Source organism: Curtobacterium subtropicum (assembly GCF_030362975.1).
Taxonomy (GTDB): Bacteria; Actinomycetota; Actinomycetes; order Actinomycetales; family Microbacteriaceae; genus Curtobacterium; species Curtobacterium subtropicum.
Genome location: NZ_JAUCMM010000013.1, coordinates 34,033 through 55,980 on the forward strand (window position 1 = coordinate 34,033; position 21,948 = coordinate 55,980).

General features: G+C 72.6%; 22 protein-coding genes. 4 read left to right on the plus strand and 18 right to left on the minus strand.

Annotated features, from left to right (window positions below):
• Window positions 1-10 precede the first annotated feature (10 nt).
• On the plus strand, window positions 11-412 hold the full coding sequence (locus QUG98_RS14805) for an acyl-CoA thioesterase (protein ID WP_289471316.1): 402 nt from the start codon (window positions 11-13) through the stop codon (window positions 410-412).
• A gap of 29 nt (window positions 413-441) precedes the next feature.
• On the plus strand, window positions 442-1,200 hold the full coding sequence (locus QUG98_RS14810; RefSeq protein WP_289471287.1) for an HAD-IIB family hydrolase: 759 nt from the start codon (window positions 442-444) through the stop codon (window positions 1,198-1,200).
• A 92-nt stretch (window positions 1,201-1,292) separates the two neighbouring features.
• Here QUG98_RS14810 and QUG98_RS14815 read toward each other — a convergent pair whose 3' ends face one another.
• Both QUG98_RS14815 and QUG98_RS14820 read right to left on the minus strand, forming a co-directional pair.
• Entirely contained in the window at window positions 1,293-1,916 is a 624-nt protein-coding gene (locus tag QUG98_RS14815; RefSeq protein ID WP_289471288.1) for a phosphoribosylanthranilate isomerase, read from the minus strand.
• Window positions 1,917-1,998: 82 nt separating this feature from the next.
• Entirely contained in the window at window positions 1,999-3,051 is a 1,053-nt protein-coding gene (locus QUG98_RS14820) for a serine/threonine-protein kinase (RefSeq protein ID WP_289471289.1), read from the minus strand.
• 201 nt (window positions 3,052-3,252) lie between these two features.
• On the opposite strand from QUG98_RS14820, the gene QUG98_RS14825 reads away from it, so the two are divergent.
• Window positions 3,253-3,456, plus strand: a complete 204-nt coding sequence (locus QUG98_RS14825; protein WP_289471290.1) for a hypervirulence associated TUDOR domain-containing protein — start codon at window positions 3,253-3,255, stop codon at window positions 3,454-3,456.
• 4 nt (window positions 3,457-3,460) lie between these two features.
• Here the strand turns inward: QUG98_RS14825 and QUG98_RS14830 are convergent, their stop codons facing one another.
• The 15 genes from QUG98_RS14830 to QUG98_RS14900 form a co-directional block, all read right to left on the minus strand.
• Entirely contained in the window at window positions 3,461-4,252 is a 792-nt protein-coding gene (locus QUG98_RS14830; protein ID WP_289471291.1) for a DedA family protein, read from the minus strand.
• A 315-nt stretch (window positions 4,253-4,567) separates the two neighbouring features.
• Complete coding sequence (locus QUG98_RS14835; RefSeq protein ID WP_289471292.1) at window positions 4,568-6,694, minus strand: PTS fructose transporter subunit IIABC; 2,127 nt, start codon at window positions 6,692-6,694, stop codon at window positions 4,568-4,570.
• Window positions 6,695-6,764: 70 nt separating this feature from the next.
• Window positions 6,765-7,766, minus strand: a complete 1,002-nt coding sequence (locus tag QUG98_RS14840; protein WP_289471293.1) for a 1-phosphofructokinase family hexose kinase — start codon at window positions 7,764-7,766, stop codon at window positions 6,765-6,767.
• Window positions 7,763-8,551: a DeoR/GlpR family DNA-binding transcription regulator gene (locus tag QUG98_RS14845; RefSeq protein ID WP_289471294.1), complete on the minus strand. Its 789-nt coding sequence runs from the start codon at window positions 8,549-8,551 to the stop codon at window positions 7,763-7,765. The genes QUG98_RS14840 and QUG98_RS14845 overlap by 4 nt, the downstream gene beginning before the upstream one ends.
• Window positions 8,552-8,661: 110 nt before the next feature.
• Entirely contained in the window at window positions 8,662-9,216 is a 555-nt protein-coding gene (locus tag QUG98_RS14850) for a DUF2231 domain-containing protein (RefSeq protein WP_289471295.1), read from the minus strand.
• A 121-nt stretch (window positions 9,217-9,337) separates the two neighbouring features.
• A complete protein-coding gene (locus QUG98_RS14855) occupies window positions 9,338-10,525 on the minus strand; it encodes an ABC transporter permease (RefSeq protein WP_289471296.1) in 1,188 nt (395 codons plus the stop codon).
• Complete coding sequence (locus QUG98_RS14860) at window positions 10,522-11,292, minus strand: ABC transporter ATP-binding protein (protein ID WP_289471297.1); 771 nt, start codon at window positions 11,290-11,292, stop codon at window positions 10,522-10,524. Before QUG98_RS14860 ends, QUG98_RS14855 begins: the two co-directional genes overlap by 4 nt.
• Window positions 11,289-12,422, minus strand: coding sequence for a peptidoglycan-binding protein (locus tag QUG98_RS14865; protein WP_289471298.1), 1,134 nt, complete (start codon window positions 12,420-12,422; stop codon window positions 11,289-11,291). The genes QUG98_RS14860 and QUG98_RS14865 overlap by 4 nt, the downstream gene beginning before the upstream one ends.
• A 460-nt stretch (window positions 12,423-12,882) precedes the next feature.
• Window positions 12,883-13,389 (minus strand): hypothetical protein, encoded by a 507-nt coding sequence (locus QUG98_RS14870; protein WP_289471299.1) that lies wholly within the window; start codon window positions 13,387-13,389, stop codon window positions 12,883-12,885.
• 90 nt (window positions 13,390-13,479) lie between these two features.
• Window positions 13,480-13,992: a hypothetical protein gene (locus QUG98_RS14875; RefSeq protein WP_289471300.1), complete on the minus strand. Its 513-nt coding sequence runs from the start codon at window positions 13,990-13,992 to the stop codon at window positions 13,480-13,482.
• 111 nt (window positions 13,993-14,103) lie between these two features.
• Window positions 14,104-15,288 carry a sensor histidine kinase gene (locus QUG98_RS14880; protein WP_289471301.1) on the minus strand — a complete coding sequence of 395 codons (1,185 nt, stop codon included), beginning with the start codon at window positions 15,286-15,288 and terminating at the stop codon, window positions 14,104-14,106.
• Window positions 15,285-15,938, minus strand: coding sequence for a response regulator transcription factor (locus QUG98_RS14885; protein WP_058749949.1), 654 nt, complete (start codon window positions 15,936-15,938; stop codon window positions 15,285-15,287). Before QUG98_RS14885 ends, QUG98_RS14880 begins: the two co-directional genes overlap by 4 nt.
• 22 nt (window positions 15,939-15,960) lie before the next feature.
• Complete coding sequence (locus tag QUG98_RS14890; RefSeq protein ID WP_289471302.1) at window positions 15,961-16,083, minus strand: hypothetical protein; 123 nt, start codon at window positions 16,081-16,083, stop codon at window positions 15,961-15,963.
• Between the two features lie 166 nt (window positions 16,084-16,249).
• Window positions 16,250-18,418, minus strand: coding sequence for an ATP-dependent Clp protease ATP-binding subunit (locus tag QUG98_RS14895; protein ID WP_289471303.1), 2,169 nt, complete (start codon window positions 18,416-18,418; stop codon window positions 16,250-16,252).
• Between the two features lie 88 nt (window positions 18,419-18,506).
• Window positions 18,507-19,901: an MFS transporter gene (locus QUG98_RS14900; protein WP_289471304.1), complete on the minus strand. Its 1,395-nt coding sequence runs from the start codon at window positions 19,899-19,901 to the stop codon at window positions 18,507-18,509.
• A 126-nt stretch (window positions 19,902-20,027) separates the two neighbouring features.
• Here QUG98_RS14900 and QUG98_RS14905 point away from each other — a divergent pair, with 126 nt between their 5' ends.
• Window positions 20,028-21,326, plus strand: a complete 1,299-nt coding sequence (locus tag QUG98_RS14905) for a heparan-alpha-glucosaminide N-acetyltransferase domain-containing protein (RefSeq protein ID WP_289471305.1) — start codon at window positions 20,028-20,030, stop codon at window positions 21,324-21,326.
• A gap of 153 nt (window positions 21,327-21,479) precedes the next feature.
• Here the strand turns inward: QUG98_RS14905 and tatA are convergent, their stop codons facing one another.
• Window positions 21,480-21,770: a twin-arginine translocase TatA/TatE family subunit gene (tatA, locus tag QUG98_RS14910; protein ID WP_434533452.1), complete on the minus strand. Its 291-nt coding sequence runs from the start codon at window positions 21,768-21,770 to the stop codon at window positions 21,480-21,482.
• Window positions 21,771-21,948: the final 178 nt, after the last annotated feature.

Consider the following 21,948-nt stretch of genomic DNA (forward strand, 5'->3'; position numbering starts at 1 on the left):
GACGCCCGAGATGAACTTCTACACCCGCAAGTGGGTCCGCCCCGAGGACCTCAACGCGAACGGCACGCTGTTCGGCGGCAGCCTGCTCCGGTGGATCGACGAAGAAGCAGCCGTCTACGCGATCATCCAGCTCGGCAACGGCAAGGTCGTCACGAAGTACATGTCCGAGATCGTCTTCGTGTCCTCCGCGCGCCAGGGCGACATCGTCGAGATCGGCCTCGTCGCGACGCGCTTCGGCCGGACCTCGCTCACGATGCGCGCCGAGGCCCGCAACCTCTTCACGCACCGCAGCATCCTGACCATCGACGAGGTCGTGTTCGTGAACCTCGACGAGGACGGCAACCCGGCGCCGCACGGCTACACCGACATCACCTACGCCCGCGACCGCGTCCCCGCCGCCCACCGCGCCTGACGCACGTCCCAGCTGACAGAATCGGGGGCATGACCACGCCCCGCCTCGTCGCCTTCGACCTCGACGACACCCTTGCGCCGTCGAAGTCCCCGCTCGACCCGCGCATGCTCGAGACGTTCGCGTCCCTGCTCGCCACCGTGCCCGTCGCGGTCATCTCGGGCGGCAACTTCCAGCAGTTCGAGCAGCAGCTCGTGCTCCCGCTCCGCGAGCGCGAGGGCCTCGTCCTCGACGACCTGCACCTGCTGCCGACCTGCGGCACGGCGTACTACCGCTGGTCGGGGTCGGACTGGGCCCTGCAGTACGCCGAGGACCTGACCGACGACGAGAAGGCCCGTGCCCTCGCCGCCGTGGAGTCGCAGGCGAAGGCGGCCGGCTACTGGGAGTCGGAGACCTGGGGCGAGATCCTCGAGGACCGCGGGTCCCAGATCACCTTCTCGGCGCTCGGCCAGTCCGCCCCGGTGGACGTCAAGAAGCGATGGGACCCGACCGGTGAGAAGAAGGACCACCTGCGCCGGCTCGTCCAGGCGGAGCTCCCGGACCTCGAGGTCCGCTCCGGCGGCTCGACCAGCGTCGACATCACCCGGAAGGGCATCGACAAGGCGTACGGCATGCGCCGGCTCGCCGAGCTGACCGGCATCGCGCTCGACGACGTGCTGTTCGTCGGCGACCGCCTCGATCCCGAGGGCAACGACTACCCGGTGAAGGCGCTCGGCGTCCCCTGCCACGCGGTGGAGGGCTGGGAGGACACGGACGCGTTCCTGACGGAGCTGATCCCCACCCTGCGCTGACGCGCCCACGGACGGACGGGAGGCGCGGTGCCATCTGGCACCGCGCCTCCCGTCCGTCGTGTGGTGACGTCGAGCCCGTCACGGCACGTCCGTCAGGGGATGCTGCGGACCGCCTCGACGAAGGAGCGGATCTTCGCAGCATCCTTGACGCCGCGCTCCGACTCGACCCCGCTCGACACGTCGACCCCGTCCGGGTCGAGCGCCTGCACGGCGGCGACCACGTTGGCGGGCGTCAGACCGCCGGCCAGGATCCAGGCCTCGTCCACCCGACCGGCGAGCGTCGCCGGGTCGACCGGCGTGCCGCTGCCGGGCACCGCGGCGTCGAGCAACAGCAGGTCGTGGTCGAACGCGGCGCGCTGCTCGGCGGTCTCGCGCAGGTAGTCGTCGGCGGCGACGGCGCGGATGGTGAAGAACCCGGCGTCGCGGGCGCGGGCGAAGTCGCTGACGGATTCGCGGCCGTGCAGCTGCAGGGTGGTGAGCCCGACCTCGGAGGCGATGCCGACCACCTCGTCGATCGGCTGGTCGCGGAAGACCCCGACGGCGTCGATGCCCTCGGGCACCCGCTCGACGAGCTCCTTCGCGAGGTCGGCCGTCACCGTGCGGGGGCTGCCGGCGGCGAAGACGAACCCGACCGCGTCGGCACCGGCGTCCACGGCGGCATCCACGGTCTCCGGCGTCGAGAGCCCGCAGATCTTGATCCATCGCTGGTCGGTCATGTCCCCATCCTGCCAGGGACCGCCGTCCGACGACGCCGTGTCGCGCGCCGTCCGCGGACGCGACAGCGACCCGTGACCGCCGTCAGTGCAGGGTGCCCGCGACGTACGCGGCGGCACACGCGGCGAGCACGCCGAACGTGGCGAACGAGCCGACGAGCACGTTGCGACGCCGCCAGCGACGGACCGCCGTGAAGGTCCCGCGCCTGGCGTGCTTGTGCGCGGCACGGTGCAGCTTGTGGTCGCGCTTGTGCTTCGTGCGCTCCGGCCCGAGCGGCACCGGACCGGTGATCTGCGTCGACCCACCGCGCAGCGCGTTCGCGACGGCGACGGCGGTCGGGCGCTTCGCCGGGTCGCGGTGCGTCATCTTGGCGAGCAGCTCCTTCCACTCGACGCCGACCTCCGCGGGGACCTGGGGGTCGTTCCGGAGCCGGGCGAGGGCCGCCTCGATCAGGGTGCCGGAGTACTCCTGCTTGCCGGTGAGCGACTCGAGCAGCACCAGGCCGAGCGAGTAGACGTCGGTGGCGAAGCCGATCGGCTCACCCGCGACCTGCTCGGGGCTGAGGTACGCCGCGGTGCCGATGATCGTGCCGTCGTTCGTCAGGCGGGAGCCGTCGACGAAGTGCGCGACGCCGAAGTCGGTGAGCTTGACCGAGCGGGCGAAGCCGGATGCGCCCTCGTCGTTGATCAGGATGTTCGCGGGCTTGACGTCGCGGTGCACGATGCCGCGCGAGTGCACGTAGGCCAGGGCGTCGGCGAGCTGTGCACCGAGGTCGGCGACCTCGTAGTTGTGCAGCGCACCGCCCGCGAGCCGGCGGAGCAGCGTCGTGTCGGCGATGAGCTCCATCACGATGAAACGGTGCGGGCCGTCCTCGAACTCGTGGGTCCCGGCGTCGTACAGCGGCACGAGCCCCGGGTGCGAGAGCATGCTGAGCAGGCGGATCTCGCGCTCCTGGCGGACGCGGTCGGCGGTCGTCATCGAGTCCGGCGTCGCGAAGAGCTTCACGGCGACGAGCCGGTAGGTGTGCTCGTCGCGGGCCTCGTACACGGAGCCCATGCCACCGGTACCGATGAGCCGGACGAGCCGGTACCGGCCCGCGAGGACCGTGTCGGCTCGTGCGCTGTCGACCAGGGTCATGGTGCACGTCGTTCCGTCTGGAGCCATCGGGGACCGCGGCACACGCCGGCGAACTGACTCACCGTCAACGGTACGCGTCCGACCTCGATCCCGCAGGGGCGTTACGACATCGTGATGGGGGACAGATGCCCGTAGATCCGCGGATCTGCGCGGGTAGCGTCCGGGGTCACGCAACCGTACTGACTACGCAAGGAGGACATCGTGGCGCTGTCGAAGGGCGACGAGGTGCACTGGAACACCTCGCAGGGCAAGACGACCGGCAAGCTCGTCGAGAAGAAGACGAAGGACTTCACGTTCGACGGTCAGGACTTCAAGCCGACGGACGACGACCCGTACTGGATCGTCGAGTCGGAGAAGTCCGGCAACAAGGCCGCCCACAAGGAGTCGGCCCTCACGGAGAAGTGACCCGTCAGTCGTTCGCGGACGTCGCACGACGGCGTCCGCGGACGGCACCGGTCGGCCCGGCGCCCTGCGCGTCCTGCGCCACCGTGCGCTGCTCCGACCGCTCGGCGCGCACACGGCGGATGCGCCGGACCACGAAGGTGACGACCACGACCGCGATCGCGACGTAGAGCACCCGGTCGATCCACTCGGTGTACTGCTCGACCTTGTCGTACTGCGTCCCGAACGCCGCGCCGAGCAGCACGAGCGCGCTGTTCCAGATGCCGCTGGCGACGATCGTGAAGACCGAGAACGGCACCAGGTGCATCCGGTCCGCACCGGCCGGCAGCGAGATCAGGCTGCGGACGATCGGCACGAAGCGGCCGAAGAAGACCGCGCTCTTGCCGTGCCGGTGGAACCAGTCGGCCGCCTTGCGGAAGTCGTCCTCGTCGACGAGCGGCAGCCGCCCCAGCAGTCGTACGGTCCGCTCGAACCCGATCACGGCGCCGAGCCAGTAGAGCACGAGCGCGCCGAGGTACGACCCGAGCGTCGCCAGCACCAGCACGAGCACGAGGTTCATCTGCCCGGCGCCGGCCAGGAAGCCCGCGAGCGGCAGGATGACCTCGGACGGGATCGGTGGGAACACCGTCTCGACGAAGAGCATCAGTGCGACGCCCCACTCCCCCAGCGCGTCGATGAGCTGCAGCACGAAGCCCGACAGGCCGCCGAGGTCCTCGGTGCCCTCCGGCCGGGAGCCCGCAGCAGCGGTCGCACTCGCGGGCAGGGACGTGATCGGCGGCAGCGTGAGGGCGGTCGTCATCCCCCGAGTGTCCCTGAGCGTCCTGACAGATCGCGGTGCGCCCGCCTCCACGAGACGCCGGCGTCTCGCTGACACGCCCCCGTCCGGCCGTCACCGGTGCCGCTCCCGAGACGCCGGCGTCGGCCCCGGACGCCTCGACCCTGCCGAGACGCCCCCGCATCCGACGGCGTCTCGGCGACAGGGCGGTGTCTCGCGGAGACGCCGGCGTCTCGCAGCGCGGCCCGACCCGGCCACGGCACGGCACGACACGACGACGGACGGGAGGCCCGTGGCGGATCCGCCACGGGCCTCCCGTCCGTCGTGTGGTGACGACCGCTACACGGCGGCCGGCGCGCGCTGGCCGACTGTCTCGCCGGCCACCGCTGCCTGCTCGGCAGCGACGGACTCGGCGGCGGGCGACTTCCGCACCCACTTCTTCAGGCCGACCAGGACCAGCGCCGAGACGACGGTGCCGGCCAGGATCGCGACGATGAACATCACGATGTCCCCGATGGCGAAGAAGACGAAGATGCCACCGTGCGGTGCACGCGAGGTCACGCCGGCCGCCATCGAGATCGCGCCCGTGACCGCGGCACCGATCATCGATGCCGGGATGACCCGCAGCGGGTCGGCAGCGGCGAACGGGATCGCACCCTCGGAGATGAACGATGCACCGAGGAGCCACGCGGCCTTGCCGTTCTCGCGCTCCGGCTTCGTGAAGCCCTTGCGGTAGAGGACGGTCGAGGCGAGGGCCAGGGCCAGCGGCGGGACCATGCCGGCGGCCATCACGGCGGCCATGATCTCGAACGGCACGACGTTGGTCGCGGTGCCGGCACCGAGCCCGGCGACGGCGAACGAGTACGCGACCTTGTTGACCGGGCCGCCGAGGTCGAACGCCATCATCAGGCCGAGGATGATGCCGAGCAGGATCGCCGAGGCCCCGTTGAGGGAGTTCAGCCAGTTGGTGAGCTGCGTCATGAGCCACGCGATCGGACCGCCGAGCACGAGGAGCATCAGGCCCGAGGCGATGATCGACGCGAAGAGCGGGATGATCACGACCGGCATGAGGCCGCGGAGCCAGCGCCAGGTCGGGATGCGCCCGATCCAGTACGCGGCGGCACCGGCGATGAGACCACCGACGAGCCCGCCGAGGAAGCCGGCGTTCATGAAGACGGCGATCGAACCGGCGACGAAGCCCGGCGCGATGCCCGGACGGTCGGCGATCGCGTACGCGATGTACCCGGCGAGGGCCGCGACGAGGAACCCGAGGGACACCCCGCCGATCTGGAACGCGGCGGCACCGAGGTAGTAGCCGAGGCCCTCCGGCGGCAGGTTGAGCAGCGTGTAGTTCGTCAGCGTGTACACGGCGTTGTTCTGCCCGGAGTCGCCGTGCGGGAGCGCGATGGCGTAGCCGGAGAGGAGGAAGCCGAGGGCGATGAGGAGACCGCCGCCCGCGACGAACGGGATCATGTAGCTGACGCCGGTGAGGAGCCAGCGCTTGAGTGCCTGGCCGAAGTGCTCGTCGGCCCCGTTCGACTCGGACGCGGTCGCGGCACCGCCCTGGACGCGCGCGGCGTGCGGGTCGTCGGCGGCGCGGATGGCCTCGGCGATCATCGCGTCGGGCTCGTCGACGCCGCGCTTGACCGGGCCGGAGACCAGCGGCTTGCCGGCGAACCGACCGCGGTCGCGGACGTCCACGTCGACCGCGAAGACGACGGCGTCGGCCCGGGCGATCAGGGCGGGGTCGAGCGGCTCGACCTGCGAGGAGCCCTGCGTCTCGACGTGCATCTCGGCACCGGCGCGCTCGGCGGCGGCGACGAGGGCGTCGGCGGCCATGTAGGTGTGCGCGATGCCGGTCGGGCAGGCGGTGACGCCGACGATGACCTTGCGTGCGCCCGCGGCGCCGCCGGTCGTGCCGCCGGCTGCGGCCTGCGTGGGCTGTGCGGCGGCCGGCCGGGAGGCACTGCTCGCGTTCCCGACACCGGCTGCGGCGACCTCGCCGCCCACCTCGCGCTGCACCAGGTCCACGACCTCCTGCGGCGTCGAGGCGGCGCGGAGGGCTGCGGTGAAGTCCTCGCGGATGAGGGCGCGGGCCAGGGTCGACAGGACGGTGAGGTGGTCCTTGTCGGCGCCCTCCGGCACGGCGATCATGAAGACGACGTCGGCGTCGCCGTCCGGGGCGCCGAACGGCACCTTCCGCGCCAGGCGCGAGAACGCCAGCGTCGGGCTCGACACCGAGGCCGACCGGGCGTGCGGGATCGCGATGCCGCCGGGCACGCCGGTGCCGACGCTCGCCTCGCGCTTGATGGCGTCCTCGGCCAGGGTGGCGCCGTCGGCCGCGCGGCCGGTGGCGGCGACGCGATCGGCGAGCACGCGGATGACGTCGGACGACGTCGCGCCGAGGTCCTCGTCGAGGCCGACGAGCTCGGCGCTGATGAGGCGCTGCGTCGTGTCTGCGGACATGGGGTTGCTCCTTTGCAGTGGCGCCGTGGCGCGGGCAGTGCGGGTTCGAGGGGTGGTGCTGCGGGGACGGTCAGGCGATCGGTGCCGGGACCTGCGTCGTGTGCAGGGTCCGGACGGTCACGCTGCCGGGGTCGGTGTGGTCGAGGGCGGGGACGTCGCTGCCGGGCAGCGCCGCTGCGGCGGCTCCGGTGGCGACGGCCTGGGCGAGACGCTCGGGAGCGGAGGCACCGGCGACCTCGGCGAGCAGGTAGCCCGCGAGGGACGAGTCGCCCGCACCGACGGTCGAGCGCGCGGTGATCCGGGGCGCGGCGGCGACGTGGCTGCCCTCGCCGGAGACGAGCACGGCGCCCGCGCTGCCCAGGGTGAGCAGGACGGTGTCGACGTGCTTGTCGCGCAGGCGGTGGGCGGCGGCGACGGCGGCGTCGAGGTCCTGCTCGTACACCTCGGGGTCGCCGCCGACGACCTCGGCGAGCTCCTCGGCGTTCGGCTTGGCCAGGTCGATCCGTTCGCCGGACTGCAGCAGCGCCGTGAACGGGAGACCCGACGAGTCGACCGCGATCCGGACGGTGTCGCCGTGCCGCGCACGGACCGCGCGGACGAGGACGGCGAGCGCGTCGTCGGGCAGCCCGGGCGGCAGGGAGCCGGCGAGGACCACCCAGCGCGCGGCCGGACCGGTCGGCGTCGGGCCGGCGGCCTCGGCGACGAGCGCGGCGAGGTCGTCCATGCGTCCGGCGAGCGAGGGGCCGGGCTCGTTGAGCTTCGTCGTCGTGCCGGTGGGCTCGGTGACGGTGACGTTCGAGCGCAGCGGGGCCCCGATCGGCAGTGCGGCGGTCGGGATGCCCCGGGTCGCCAAGCCGAGCAGGACGGGGTCGAGCTCGTCGCCGGGCAGCACGGCGAGGGTGTCCCCACCGCTCGCGACGACGACCCGGGAGACGTTGACGCCCTTGCCGCCGGGCTCCGCCGTCGTGCGGACGGCCCGCTGCACGGCGCCGCGCTGGAGTTCGCCGCCGAGCTCGATCGTGCGGTCGAGGGACGGGTTGGGCGTCACGGTGACGATGCGGGTGCTGTTCATGCGACCACGACCTCCACGTCGGCGTCGGCGAGCGCACCGGCGAGGTCGGCCGGCGGCTCCTGGTCGGTGACGAGGGTGTCGACCTCGTCGAGTCGGGCGAAGCGCATCAGCGCCTCGACCCCGTGCTTGGCGGCGTCGGCGAGCACCACGCTGCGGCGGGCCGCGAGCACGTAGGCGCCCTTCACGGCGGCCTCGTACTCGTCGGGCGTGCTCAGGCCGAAGCCCGCGGACAGGCCGTTCGTGCCGACGAAGGCGATGTCGGGGCGGAGGGCGCCGATCTGCTGCACGGTGGCCGTGCCGACGGCGGCGCTCGTGACCCCGCGCACCCGGCCACCGAGCAGGTGCAGCTCGACGTGCTCGCTGTGCTGCAGGGTGGCGGCGATGGGCACCGAGTTCGTGACGACGGTCAGGGTCGCGCCCGAGGTCGCCGGCTCCCACCGGACGAGCTCGGCGGCGACGGCCGCGCAGGTGGTGCCGGCGTCGAGAGCGATCGAGCCGGTGAAGGTCGCGGGCACCAGGTGCATCGCGGCGCGGGCGATCGCGGTCTTCGCGGTGCCGTGCTGGCCCTCCCGCTCGGCGACGCTCAGCTCGACGACGCTCGAACGGCCCGCAGGCACCGCTCCCCCGTGCACGCGGCGCAGGACACCGGCGGTCTCGAGGGCGTCGAGGTCGCGGCGGACGGTCTCGGTGGTGACGTCGAAGTGCTCGGCGAGGTCGGCGACGGACACCCGCCCGGCCGACTGCAGCGCGGCGGCGATGGCGTCCTGCCGCTCCGTTGCGTACATGCCCGAACTCCTTCGTTCCCGTTGGTTTCAGGAACTGTACGTCCGAAAGCCACACGAACGCAACCGTTCCGTCACGAAACCAACACGAACGAAGGAGGAGCGGGACGATCTCAGGCGTCGAACGGCACCCGGTCGCTCGACCCCACACCCGCGCGCTGCCGGTACGACAGGTGCCCACCGAGGTAGCCGCCGACGCTCACGACGGTGAGTCCGACGAAGCCGAGGGCCTTGCCGGCGGCCGTGTTGCCCTTCCGGCGCTGCCACCAGGACAGTCCGAAGAACGTGATGCCGACCCAGTTGACGGCCTGGTGCACCCACCCGGTGCGACGCTGCTCGAGCGAGAGCTCGGCCCAGTCGACGTACCCAGCGGTGGACGCAGCCGTCGCCGACACCAGACCGACCCCGGTCAGGGTCGACGCGGCCCGGTCGTTGCCCTTCCCACCGATGGTGTCGAGGACCGCGGCGGAGATCCACGCGCCGAGCGGCACCTGGACCATGAGCGGGTGCAGCGGGTGGCCGAACGGCACGCCGTGCAGCAGCTGCCGCAGGGCCCGGGGCTTCGCGACGGCACGGACGACGCGCGTGTCGACGTCGACGGCCTTGTCGAGGACGCTCGCGCGCTCGATGGAATCGGTGAGGCGACGCAGGATCGGCAGCTCTGGCATGCCCTGGACGCTAGGCCGGGAGGCCCGGTGCCGGTTCCAGGGACCGGCACCGGGCCTCCCGGCGGTGCGTCTGGTGGATCGACCGCCACGGTCGGGCGGCGGCGGTCCGGACCTGCTCGACTCAGACGGCGGCGAGCGCGGAGGTCGGTGGGATGCGTGCCGCGCGTGCCGCCGGGTAGATCCCGGAAACCCCACCGATCACGACGGTCGCGCCGAGGCCGCCGGCGACCGCCCAGAGCGGGACCGCGAGCGGGGCGCCGTTGGCGGCCGCGAAGGCGGCGGTCACCCCGACGCCGATCACCACCCCGGCGACACCGCCGAGGAACGACAGCAGCAGCGACTCCACCAGGAACTGGTCGCGGATGTTGCGGCGCCGGGCACCGAGCGCCCGTCGGACACCCACCTCGGCCCGTCGTTCGAGGACGGTGATCACCATGGTGTTCGCGACGCCGATGCCGCCGACCAGCAGTGCCACGCCGCCGATGCCGACGAGGAGGCCGGTGAAGGAGTCGTCCGTGGCGTTCTTCGCGGCGAGCGCGTCGGACGGGTTCGTCACGCCGACGTCACCGGGGCTGTCCGGACGGATCGCCCGGGCCAGGACGTCGCGCGCCTGAGCGACACGCTCCGGGTCGACCCGCGTGTAGACCGCCGTCGGGTGGCCGTCGAAGCCCAGCTCGGCCGCGAGTCCGCCGGGGACGAAGACCTGGTTGTCCAGGTCGGGCGCGAGGGCCATCGGCCCGAGGATCCCGACGACCTGCACCCACGATCCGTTCATCCAGACGCGGGTGTCCGCCGCGACCCGGTCGATGCCGAGCGACGCGGCCGCCTGGCTGCCGAGGACGACCTGGGGGACGGCGTCGGGACGGGTGTCCAGCCACCGACCGGACACCACTGACCCACCGAGCACCGCGGGGACGTCGCCCCACGCGGTCATCGTGCCGATGCCCTTGGTCTCGAGCGGGGACACGAGTGCGTTCCGGTAGGGCGCCTGGCGCGGGATGGTGCCGACGCCGGCGGCCGTGAGCACGTCGTCCTGCCGCTCGGCGGACTCGACCGCGGTCTCCGGCAGCGGTGGCGTCTCGCCGAAGCCCTGCGTCTTGGTCGCCGTGAGCACGTTCGTGCCGAGGGCGTCGAGGACCTGGTCGAGCTTCGCCTTGCTCGACGAGGAGATCCCGACCACTGCGATCATCGCCGCGATGCCGATCGCGATGCCGAGCGCGGAGAGCACCACGCGGGTGGGGCGGGTGCGCAGGCCGAAGAGTCCGAGTCGGAGCAGGTCGCCGGGGCTGACGGCGTTCCGGCGGCTCATCGTGCGCCATCCTGCCCGGCCGCCCCGAAGGCGCCGACCAGTCCCGTGCCCGCCGTGCGGATCGTCCGTGCGAGCTCGCGGGCGTCGGCCCCGTCGCCACGGGAGTCCTGCTGCACCAGACCGTCGCGCATGCGGACCTGGCGGGGCAGAGCCGCCGCGAGCTCGAGGTCGTGGGTGATGACGAGCACCGTCGTCCCGCCGGCGTTCAGTTCCCGGAGCAGGTCGAGGATCGCCGCGCCGGAGGCCGTGTCGAGCGCACCGGTCGGCTCGTCGGCGAGCAGGATCGTCGGGTCGCCGACGATCGCCCGCGCGATGGCGACCCGCTGCTTCTCACCGCCGGACAGCTGGTCCGGCCGGTGGTCGACCCGGTGTCCGAGCCCGACGCGTTCGAGGGCGACGACCGCACGCCGCTGGCGCTCGTGCCGGCCGACACCCGCGTAGAGCAGGCCGTCGGCGACGTTCTCGGTCGCGGTCGCCCCCGCCTGCAGGTGGAAGTGCTGGAACACGAAGCCGATGTGGTCGGCGCGGAGCTCGGACAGCGCGTCGTCCGTCATCGTCTGCACGTCGTTGCCGGCGATCGCCAGGGTGCCGGAGGTCGGCCGGTCGAGCGTCCCGATGATGTTGAGCATCGTCGACTTGCCGGAGCCGGACGGCCCGACCACGGCCACGAGTTCGCCCGCGTCGACGGACAAGGACACCCCGCGGAGCGCCCCGACCTCGCCGTAGGTCTTCACGAGGTCGTCGAGCACGAGGACGGGGGCGGTCACGAGGGCACCACCACCTGGTCGCCCTCGCGGACGTCCCCGGTCACGGCGACCCGGCCGTTCGCCACGAACCCGGCCTCGACCGGGACACGCTCCGTGTCGCCGTGTCGCACCACGTCGACCGCGTAGCCGTCCGATCCGTGCGCCACGAGCGCCGCGACCGGCACCGACAGCACGTCCCGCTCGCTGCGACCGGCGACGATGATCTGCGCCGTCGCGGCGGCCGGCAGCTGCCGGTCCCCCGCCTCGATCGCGATGGTCGCCCGGACCTTCGGAGCGCCGCCGTTGTCGTCCTCCACGGGCTCGGTCGCGACGACCTTGCCGGGGAGGGCGTCGCCGCCGCCGTTGATCCGGACCGAGACCTCGGCGCCGACCGCGAGCCGGTCCGCGTCCTGCTGCCCGACGGTGGTGTCGACCACGCGGCTGGTGCTCGTGACGCTGATGACGTTGCCGCCGGAGCCCCCGGCCGATCCGCCGCCGGCCTCTCCACCGGCGTCACCACCGCCCCCACTCCCGACGGTCTGGCCGAGCGTCCCGTCGACCTTCGCCACGCGGACGTCGCCGTCGACGAAGGCGATGTCGTCCGCGCCGATCGTGCCGGTGACCGTGCGGTGGCGGTCCTTCTGCCACTGCCGGACCCCCGCGAGCGTGCGCTTGCCGAAGCGGTCGTCCTCGACGACGCCGTACCCGAGTGCCGCGAGGTTCCGGTTGAGCTGCGCGACGTCCTGACCGCGGTCGCCGAACTCGAGCGTGCGCCACAGCGGAACGGTGCCGTACATCGCCCGGACGGGCTCCTCGTCGACCGCGTAGAGCGGCTCGTCGCGGTGGATGACCTGGCCCGGGTCCGGGAGCCACGTGATGGTGCCCGAGGCCGCGGCCGGTACGCCGACCGGGGCGCCGTAGCCGAGCGTCCCCGCGAAGATGTTCGACTCGGTCAGGTCGCCGCGGGTGACCGGCGACGTGGAGCGGTGCTCCGAGGTGGTGTCCTCGTCGGCGGCGGAGGCGGCGGTCGGCTGGCCGCTGAGCAGCGCCCAGGACGCGCCACCGGCGCCGAGGACGGCGACCAGGCAGACGGAGGCGACGATGATGCGCCGACGGCTGCGGCCGGGTCGGGAGTGGGAGGTGGGGGCCATCTGGACCTTCCTGGGGTCGGTGTGTGAGGTGGGGTGGTGTGGTGTCGCGCGGCAGTGCCCGGTTGGTGCGTGCCCAGCTGGTCAGTGCCCGACTGGTGGTGCCCGGCTGGTGGTGCCGGCTGGTGGTGCCGGCTGGTGGTGCCGGCTGGTCAGTGTCCGACTGGTACTGCCCGACAGGTGGTGCCCGGCTGGTCAGCGCCCGGCCGTCCGGCTGTCCGGCGTGCTGCGGGCGGAGAGGACGAGCGGGAGGGCGGTGCACAGGGCGACGGCGCTGAGCGCGATGCGGCTGCTGACGGACGAGTGGGTCATGGGTCCATGGAACGAGATCGGCTGTTTCCCCAGCTGGTCAGGACGGGTTGCACCGGCGAAACACGACGACGCCCCCGCCGGATCGGCAGGGGCGTCGTGGTCGAGGGTCGGGGTCGGCGTAGGGATCGGCGCCGTGTCACTCGGGGCGGGCTCAACCCGGGTTCGACTGCTTCGTGTCCGGGGCGAACTCGGCGAGGCAGTCCGAGAAGGCCTTCTCGAACGCCGGCTCCTCGGACCGGGCGTAGTCCGCAGGGTTGAGCACCCCGGGCTCCTGCTCGGGGAAGTCGGCGAAGCCGTGCTCGCGGATGCACGACGCGACCTGGCCGTACTGGCGTTCCCACGTCTGCCGCTGCGCGTCGTCGGTGCCCTTGAGTCCGAGGTCGTGCTGACACGTGCGCGCGGCGTCACCGAACGCCTGGTCGTCGGCGCCCGGCGGTGTGCGGACGACCCCGGACGCGAGTTCCTCGTCAGCAGGGTCCGGGACGTCGAAGCCCGCGGAGCGCATGCACTCGCCCCACTTCGCGCCGACGCCCTGGGCCGCGGAGGTGGAGTCCGCACCGGGGCCGGCGGAGGAGCAGGCGGACAGGGCGAGCGGGAGTGCGGCGAGCAGGGCGACGGCGGCCAGGACGGCGCGCGGGCGGGGGGTCGTTTCAGTCATGAACCCATGGAACGAGGCGCGCTGTTTCAGCGGGCGGTCGGCCGAGGTTGCAGCGGCGAAACACAGTGGTTCCGCCGCTGCGCGCGCCGGTCAGCCGCGGGGAGCTTGCACTCCGGCACCGTCGCCGTGCTCCGCGACGCACTTGCCGAGCGCCGCTCCGAAGCCGTCGCCGTCCTGCGGCACGTACTCACCCTGCGACCCCGGGTCGTCGGGGTAGTCGGCGAAGCCCGAGTCGCGCATGCAGGCCGCCACCTCGGGGCCGAACCCGAACGGCGTCGCCGGGCCCTGCGCGTCACCCGCGCTCCGGTTCTTCGCGCTGCACTCCGCACTCGCCTTCTGGTACTCGTCGGGATCAGTACCCTCGGGGATCGAGAACCGCCCGGACGTGAACTGCTCGTCCGAGACGTCGTACCCCTTGTCGCGCAGGCACTTCGCGTTCGCCAGGAGCTTCTCGCGCTGGCTGCCTCCGGCCGACGTCGTGCCGTCCGGTGCGTCGGGAGCGTCGGACCCCGAGGAACACGCGGTGAGCGCGCCCGCTGCCAGGAGCACGGTGGCGAGGACGGTCGAGCACCGTCCGATGGTCTGCTTCGTGGTGATGGTCATGCGACCAGTGCACCCGGAGCGGTGTTTCGGCACGACGTGTGTCGGAGCGACACCGACGAAACACCGCTCGCCGGAGGCGAGGACCTCGCCCGCACCGGCGACGATCCCGACTCAGACCGTCGCGACCCGCACCCGGAGACCACCGTCCGGTCGGGGCTCGACCGTCAGGGACCACCCGTGGGCACGGACGATGGCCGCGACGATCGACAGCCCGAGACCGCTGTGCCGCCGGCTCGCTGCACCCTGCGCCCCACGCCGAAACGGTTCGACGAGCACGGCGACGTCGGCCGCCGACACCGCCGGTCCCGAGTTCTCGACGCAGAGGCCGTCCGGACCGGCCGACACGCGGACGAACCCGCCGGGCTCGTTGTACTCGACGGCGTTGTCGACGAGGTTCGCCACCAGCTGTCGGACGAGCACCGGTTCGGCCGACACCACGGCGGACGGGGACGGTTCGACCGTCAGGCTCACCTTCGCGGCCCGAGCGTGGTCCCGCTGTCCGGCGACCACCTGTCCGGCGAGCTCGGCGAGGTCGAGCTCGTCGACGCGACCGTCGAGCCCGCGATCCGCCTCGGCGAGCGCCAGGAGGCTCTCGACCAGGTGCTCGGTCCGCCGGTTCTGCTCGAGCAGTTCCTCGCGCACCGCGACGACGTCGTCGGGACGAGCGTCCTCGCCCAGGCCGACCTGCAGGGCGGTGCGCTGCACGGCCAGCGGGGTCCGCAGCTCGTGCGACGCCTGGGCGACGAAGCGACGCTGGCTCTCGAACGCCGCCTCGAGGCGGTCGAGCAGGTCGTCGATCGTCCCCGCGAGCCGTCGGAGCTCGTCGTCCGGGCCGTCCAGTCCGATGCGCTCGTGCAGGGTCGACGCGGACAGCCGGCGCGCGGTGTCGGTGATCCGGTCGATCGGCCGGAGGACCCTGCGGCTGACGACCCATCCGGTCCCGCCCGCCAGCAGTCCGGCGGCGAGCACCCCGACCGCTGCCCACTGCCACTGCGTCCGGTTCGCGACCGCGACCACCATCACCGCCTCGGGACCACGGACGTGCAGCGAGGTCCCCGAAGAGTGCTCGGGACCGCGCACCGGTCGGTCCCCGGAGCCCGTCCACCAGTCGCCGGCGTCACCCTCGGTGGTGCTCCGCAGCGAGGGGGTCCGTTCGGCCGCACCGCCGTCGATCGCCCCGGTGAGCGTCACCGTCGAGGCCCACGTCACGAGGAGCACGACGGCCGCCGTCAGGACCATCGAGGCGACCGCGAACGTCAGGGTCGTCCGGGCGCGGATGGACCAGAGTCGGGTCACAGCGCGTAGCCCTTGCCCGGGACGGTCCGGATCGGGTCCGGGGCGCCGAGCTTCTTGCGGAGCTTCGACATCGTCACCCGCACGGCAGCGGTGAACGGGTCGATGTTCATGTCCCAGACCTTCTCGAGGAGCTCCTCGGCGGAGACGATCCGTCCGTCCGCGCGGAGCAGGACCTCGAGCACCCCGAGCTCCTTCGTGGTGAGGTCGAGCGGCCGACCGTCGCGCGTGGCGATGCGGCGGTTCGAGTCGAGGAGCAGGCCGTCCCGCTCGAGCACCGGCGCGACGGCGGCGGTGCTGCGTCGACCGAGCGCGCGGACCCGGGCGACGAGCTCGGGGAACTCGAACGGCTTCGGCAGGTAGTCGTCGGCGCCGAGCTCGAGCCCGTGGACGCGGTCCGTCAGCGCCGTCGCGGCGGTCAGCATGAGGATCCGCGTGCAGCCGGACCGGGCGGTCTGCCGTCGGGCGACCTCGTCCCCGTGCATGCCGGGGAGGTCACGGTCGAGCACGACGACGTCGTAGTCGTTCACGGCGAGCAACTCGTCGGCGTGGTCACCGCGGTACGCCACGTCGACGGCCATGTCCTGTCGCGTGAGGCCACGGGCGATCAGGTCGGCCAGGGCTGTCTCGTCGTCCACCACCAGTACGCGCATGAGTACATGACACATGACATTTCTATGCATCGGCTGGGTCGACGTGCACGGTGCCGCGACGCTCGTCCAGGTGGACGACGAAGGCGCGGCTCTCCGGGCCGGGGACGACGAAGAGGGGAACGGTGTCGATCGAGAGCATGTCCATGCGACGAGCCTGGCGAGCCGCCTGTTTCCGCGGCGTTACCCGGACGGTGACGGTGGAGGGAACGCGACGGCCTGGAGGCCCGGTGCCGGTCTCGTGGACCGGCACCGGGCCTCCAGGCCGTCACCTTTGTGCGGTCGGTCCCGTCGCGACCGGGCCGATCGTCCGCCTACTCCTCGACGATCTCGGCCAGCTCGAAGGGCTCGACGACGAGCGCCTCGCCGTCGTCCGCGACGTCCACACGGACCGTGTCGCCGTCGCGGACGTCGCCGGCCAGGATGGCGCGCGCCAGCTGGTCGTCGATCTGCCGCTGCATGAGCCGGCGGAGCGGGCGCGCGCCGTACACCGGGTCGTACCCGCGCTCGGCGAGCCATCCGCGGGCCGACGGCGTGACCGCGAGCTCGAGCCGACGGTCGGACAGGCGCCGGGCGAGCCGGTCGACGTACAGCGACACGATCTGGCCGAGGTCCTCGTGCGTCAGCGCCTGGAACACGACGATGTCGTCGAGGCGGTTGACGAACTCGGGGCGGAACGACTGCTGCACGAGCTCGCGCACGGCCTCCTCGCGCTGGGTGGCACTGAGTGCCGGGTCGGTCAGGAACCGCGAGCCGAGGTTCGACGTCAGGATCACGATGGTGTTCCGGAAGTCGACCGTGCGGCCCTGCCCGTCGGTCAGGCGCCCGTCGTCGAGCACCTGGAGCAGCACGTCGAAGACCTCGGGGTGTGCCTTCTCGATCTCGTCGAGCAGCACCACCGAGTACGGCCGACGGCGGACGGTCTCGGTGAGCTGCCCGCCGGCCTCGTACCCCACGTAGCCGGGCGGGGCGCCGATGAGTCGCGCGACCGAGTGCTTCTCGCCGTACTCGCTCATGTCGATGCGGACGAGGGCCTTCTCGTCGTCGAACAGGAACTCGGCGAGCGCCTTGGCCAGCTCGGTCTTGCCGACACCGGTGGGTCCGAGGAACAGGAAGGAGCCGGTCGGTCGGTCCGGGTCGGAGATGCCCGCGCGGGTGCGGCGGACGGCCTCGGACACGGTGCCGACGGCGCTGCGCTGCCCGATGATCCGACGGCCGAGTTCCGTCTCGAGGTGCAGGAGCTTCTCGGTCTCGCCCTGGAGCAGGCGACCCACCGGGATCCCCGTCCACTGCGCGATCACCGCGGCGATGTCCTCGTCGGTGACGCTGTCGTTCACCATGCGCTCGGCGCTCTCGGCCTGCTCGGCGGCGGCGAGCTCGGCCTCGATGCGGGGCTTCTCGCCGTACTCGAGCCGCGAGACGGTCTCGTAGTCGGCCTCGCGCTGTGCCCGCTGACTGCGCATGTTCAGGTCGTCGAGCTGCTGCTTCAGCTCACCGATGCGGTTCAGGGTGGCGCGCTCGGCCTGCCAGCGTCGCTGGAGTTCGTCGAGTCGTTCCTGACGTCCGGCGAGCTCGGCGCGCAGGGTCTCGAGCCGGGCCTTCGAGGCGTCGTCCTTCTCCTGCTTCAGCGCGAACTCCTCGACGCGCAGCCGGTCGACGGAGCGCTTGAGCTCGTCGATCTCGACCGGCGACGAGTCGATCTCCATGCGCAGGCGCGACGCCGCCTCGTCGATCAGGTCGATCGCCTTGTCGGGCAGCTGGCGGCCGGAGATGTACCGGTTCGACAGGCTCGCCGCGGCGACGAGGGCGGAGTCGTTGATCGTCACCTTGTGGTGCGCCTCGTACCGCTCCTTGAGCCCGCGGAGGATCGCCACGGCGTCCTCGACGCTCGGCTCCCCCACGTAGACCTGCTGGAAGCGCCGTTCGAGTGCGGCGTCCTTCTCGATGTACTGGCGGTACTCGTCGAGCGTCGTCGCGCCGATGAGCCGGAGCTCGCCGCGCGCCAGCATCGGCTTGAGCATGTTCGACGCCGCCACCGAGCCCTCGCCGCCGCCGGCGCCCATCAGGGTGTGCAGCTCGTCGATGAACGTGATGACCTGTCCGTCGGAGTCGTTGATCTCCTTGAGGACGGCCTTGAGTCGCTCCTCGAACTCGCCGCGGTACTTCGCGCCGGCGATGAGGGCGGAGATGTCGAGCGACACGAGCCGCTTGTCCTTGAGCGAGTCGGCGACGTCACCGGCGACGATGCGCTGTGCGAGCCCCTCGACGACGGCGGTCTTGCCGACGCCGGGCTCACCGATGAGCACCGGGTTGTTCTTGGTGCGTCGGGTCAGCACCTGCGAGACGCGCCGGATCTCGGCGTCCCGCCCGATGACCGGGTCGAGCTTGCCGCTCCGGGCGATCGCGGTGAGGTCGACGCCGTACTGCTCGAGGGCGGTCTTCTGCCGCTCCTGCGAGTCGGGGGCGCCCTGGAGGTTCGCCATGCGGTCCGTCCTTTCCGTTGCGGTGGTCGTGTGGTCCCGTACTGCGCGTACGGCTCGTGCTCTTGCACTTGAGTCTACTGGACTCAACTTACGGACGGGCAGGTTTGTTCCGGATCCCCACCGCGCTGACGAGTGCCCCCGCCACGAGCAGGAACGCCATCACGACCATCGCCCGGTGGAAGCCGAGCACGCTCACCCCACCGCCGAGCACGACCCCGGCGAGCGCCACGACCACGAGACCGGCGACCCGGGCGACGGCGTTGTTGACCGCCGACCCCACGCCGGCCTCGCGCTCCGGCACCGACCCGAGCACGGCACTCGTCAGCGGCGTCACCATCGTGGCGATCCCCACACCGACGAGCACCAGCCCGGGCAGCACCGTCCACCAGTACGCCGCCGGGTCGTCGCCGACGCCGAGCATCACGAGCGCCCCGAGCGCGGCGATCGCGGGGCCCGCGGCCATGAACCACCGCGGGCCGTGGCGCCCGGCGAGCGCGCCGACCGTGGTGGACAGCGCGAGGAGCAGGATCGTCGGGGGCAGGCTCGCGACACCGGCGAGCCAGGCGGGGAACGACCAGACCTCCTGCAGGAAGAGCGTCACGACGAAGCCGACCATGCCGAGCGCCCCGTAGATCGACAGGGTCGCGAGGTTCCCGACCGCGAAGTTCCGCGCCCGGAAGAGCTCGAGCGGCACGAGCGGCGCTCCCCTGACCCCGGCGACCCGTCGTTCCCACGGCACGAACGCCACGAGCGCGGCCACTCCGGCGACGAGCGAGACGACGACCACGGGGGCGTCCCACCCGAGTCGCTCCTGCTCGATGAGCCCGAGCACCACGCCGCCCACACCGACGACCGCCAGGACCGCGCCGACGACGTCGATCCGCGGTCGCCGTGCCGGCGGCACGTCACCCGTGATGCGCAGGACCAGCGGGATGGTGACCGCGATCGGCACCGCGGTCAGCACGAAGATCCACCGCCAGCCGATGCCGTCGACCACGAGCCCGCCGACGACCGGACCGACGATGACCGCGGCACTCGACCAGGCCGTCCACGTGCCGATCGCCCTCGCCTGGGCCGCCCCGCGGTACGCGGCGACGATGAGCGCGAGCGAGCTCGGGGTGACGAGTGCCCCGCCGATCCCCTGCACGGCACGCGCCACGACGAGCACCTCGCCCGACGGTGCGATCGCGCACGCGACCGAGGCCACCCCGAAGACGACCAGCCCCCACGTGACGATCCGCACCCGCCCGAACACGTCCGAGAGCGAGCCGGCGACGAGGATGAGCGACCCGAGGGTCACGAGGTAGGCGTCGACGACCCACTGCTGCACGACCAGCCCGCCCCCGAGCTCGTGCCGGATCGCCGGGAGCGCGACGGTGACCACGCTCGAGTCGAGCCCGACGACGAAGGACGCCAGGATCGCGACCACGAGGACGACTCGACGGTCACCGCGCAGCGGCGCTGTCGGGCGGTGCGGGTCCATGACCTCATCGTGCCCGCTCGACCGCCGACCCGCGCACGGCCAGGGCTCTCGATCGACGCCCGTCCCGCACCGGTCGCACCAGGAGACGCACACACCGACGAAACACCGGGTCGCCAGGATCGGAACATGCAACATGTCACGATGCGGCCCACGTCCGCCAGCACCACCGTCACCGCCGCAGGCACCGGCGACCGCCCGCCACGACGCCCCCGACTCGACGGCCTCGACGCCGCGCGCGGCCTCGCGGTGCTGGGGATGTTCGCCGCCCACCTCGCCCCACTCCACGACCCCGTCGACCTCGGCGACCCCTCGACCTGGGGCGCGGTGGTCCACGGGCGGTCCTCCGTGCTGTTCGCGCTCTGCGCCGGCGTGTCCCTCGTCCTGGCGACCACCGGCCCGAGCGAGCGCGGACGGATCCGCGACCGTCGGCACGTCCTGGCCCGAGCTGCGCTGCTCCTCGCGATGGGGGCGCTCCTGACCCTGGTCCCGGGCGGCATCCTCGTCATCCTGCCCACCTACGCCGTGCTGTTCGTCGCGGCGCTGCCGTTCCTGCGGCTCCGGCTGCGCTGGGTGGTCCTGGCCGCGGTCCTCGCCCTCGTCGCCGGCCCCCCGATCGCCCTCGTCGGCCAGTCGGTCGCCGCGCTGAGCGGTGTCGGACTCGCGGACCCGCTGTTCTCGGGCTACCCGGCGGTGTCGTGGTTCGGCGTCGTCCTCGCCGGTGTGCTCCTGGCACGGCTCGGCCTCGAGCGCCGGAGGGTGCTGTGGGGCGCACTCGGCTCGGGCATCGGTGCAGCGGTCGTGGGCTACGGCGGCGGCACGCTCGTCGCGCATGCCTTCGGCATCTCCGGTCCGGTCGGCACGATGATCCCGATCCCCGACCCGCCGGGGTCGAGCACCGGGTCCGGGTCCGGGTCCGTCACGATCCCGACGGGATCCTCCGCGACGATGGTCGTCCCCGAGCAGCAGCCGCTCCCCGAAGTGGACTGGGCGCGGCTGCTCGACGTCTCCCCGCACGGTGGGTCGACCTTCGAGCTCCTCGGGGCGACCGGGGTCGCGGTCGCCGTGCTCGCCGCGGCCCTGCTCCTCACGGCGGTCGCACCGCTGCGCCTGCGGCCGCTCTCGTCGATCGGTCGGTGCGCCCTGACGCTGTACTGCGGACACGTCCTCGCGATCGGTGCGTGGGTGGTCGCCGGACGGCCGGACCCGCTGCCGGCGCTCGACGGGTGGTTCCCGTACCTCGTCCTGGTCGTGGCGGCGGCGGTCACGGCGGCGCTGCTCGACCGAGCCGGCAGACGCGGACCGCTCGAGGCTCTCGCGCGACGCTGCGCGCGGTCCCTGGACGACCGCACCGGCAGCAGCAGCGAGGACGAGACCCGTGATGGGACGACCGAGGTCCTCCCCACCCCTCGACCGGCCGTCACCTGATCGATCTCCGCCAGGACCCGACGTCCGACGCCGGCACAGGAGACGTGGGAAGCCCCCGCGACCGGATGGTCGCGGGGGCTTCCGCCGACAGGACGGGGCTGGGTGTCCTGGGCGTGTTCCCGCAGTGCGGGAGGTCTGGCGAGCTGGAGCGCCCTAGCTCCGGGGGTCGGTGTGCGCGTTCGGCTGCACCGACGGACCGGGGTTCACGACGGGGCCGGCGGTGTCACCCTGCGGCGCCGTGTACTGGGCCGACCCGGGCTGTGCGGCGTCCTGCACCGTGCCGTCCTTCGCCGCCTTCTTGTCGTCGCCCATCTCCTTCTTGAAGATGTTGATCGACTGCCCGAGTCCCTTGGCGAGCGCCGGGAGCTTGGTCGCACCGAACAGCAGGATGATGATCCCGAGGATGATCAGCAGGTGGACGCCACCGAGGTTTCCGAGCATCATGTCTCCTTGTTCTGGAACAGGTCGCCGTGTTGCGTGTCTCCGTCGACCCGCACGGCGGAAGTCCGTCGTCCCGCAATCGTAACCCGCCCCGACGACGAAGCACAGGCCGGGGGCCGGACCGACACCGGACGCACAGGCAGCACCCCCGGAAGCCGCTGCGTTCCGGGGGTGCGCCGTT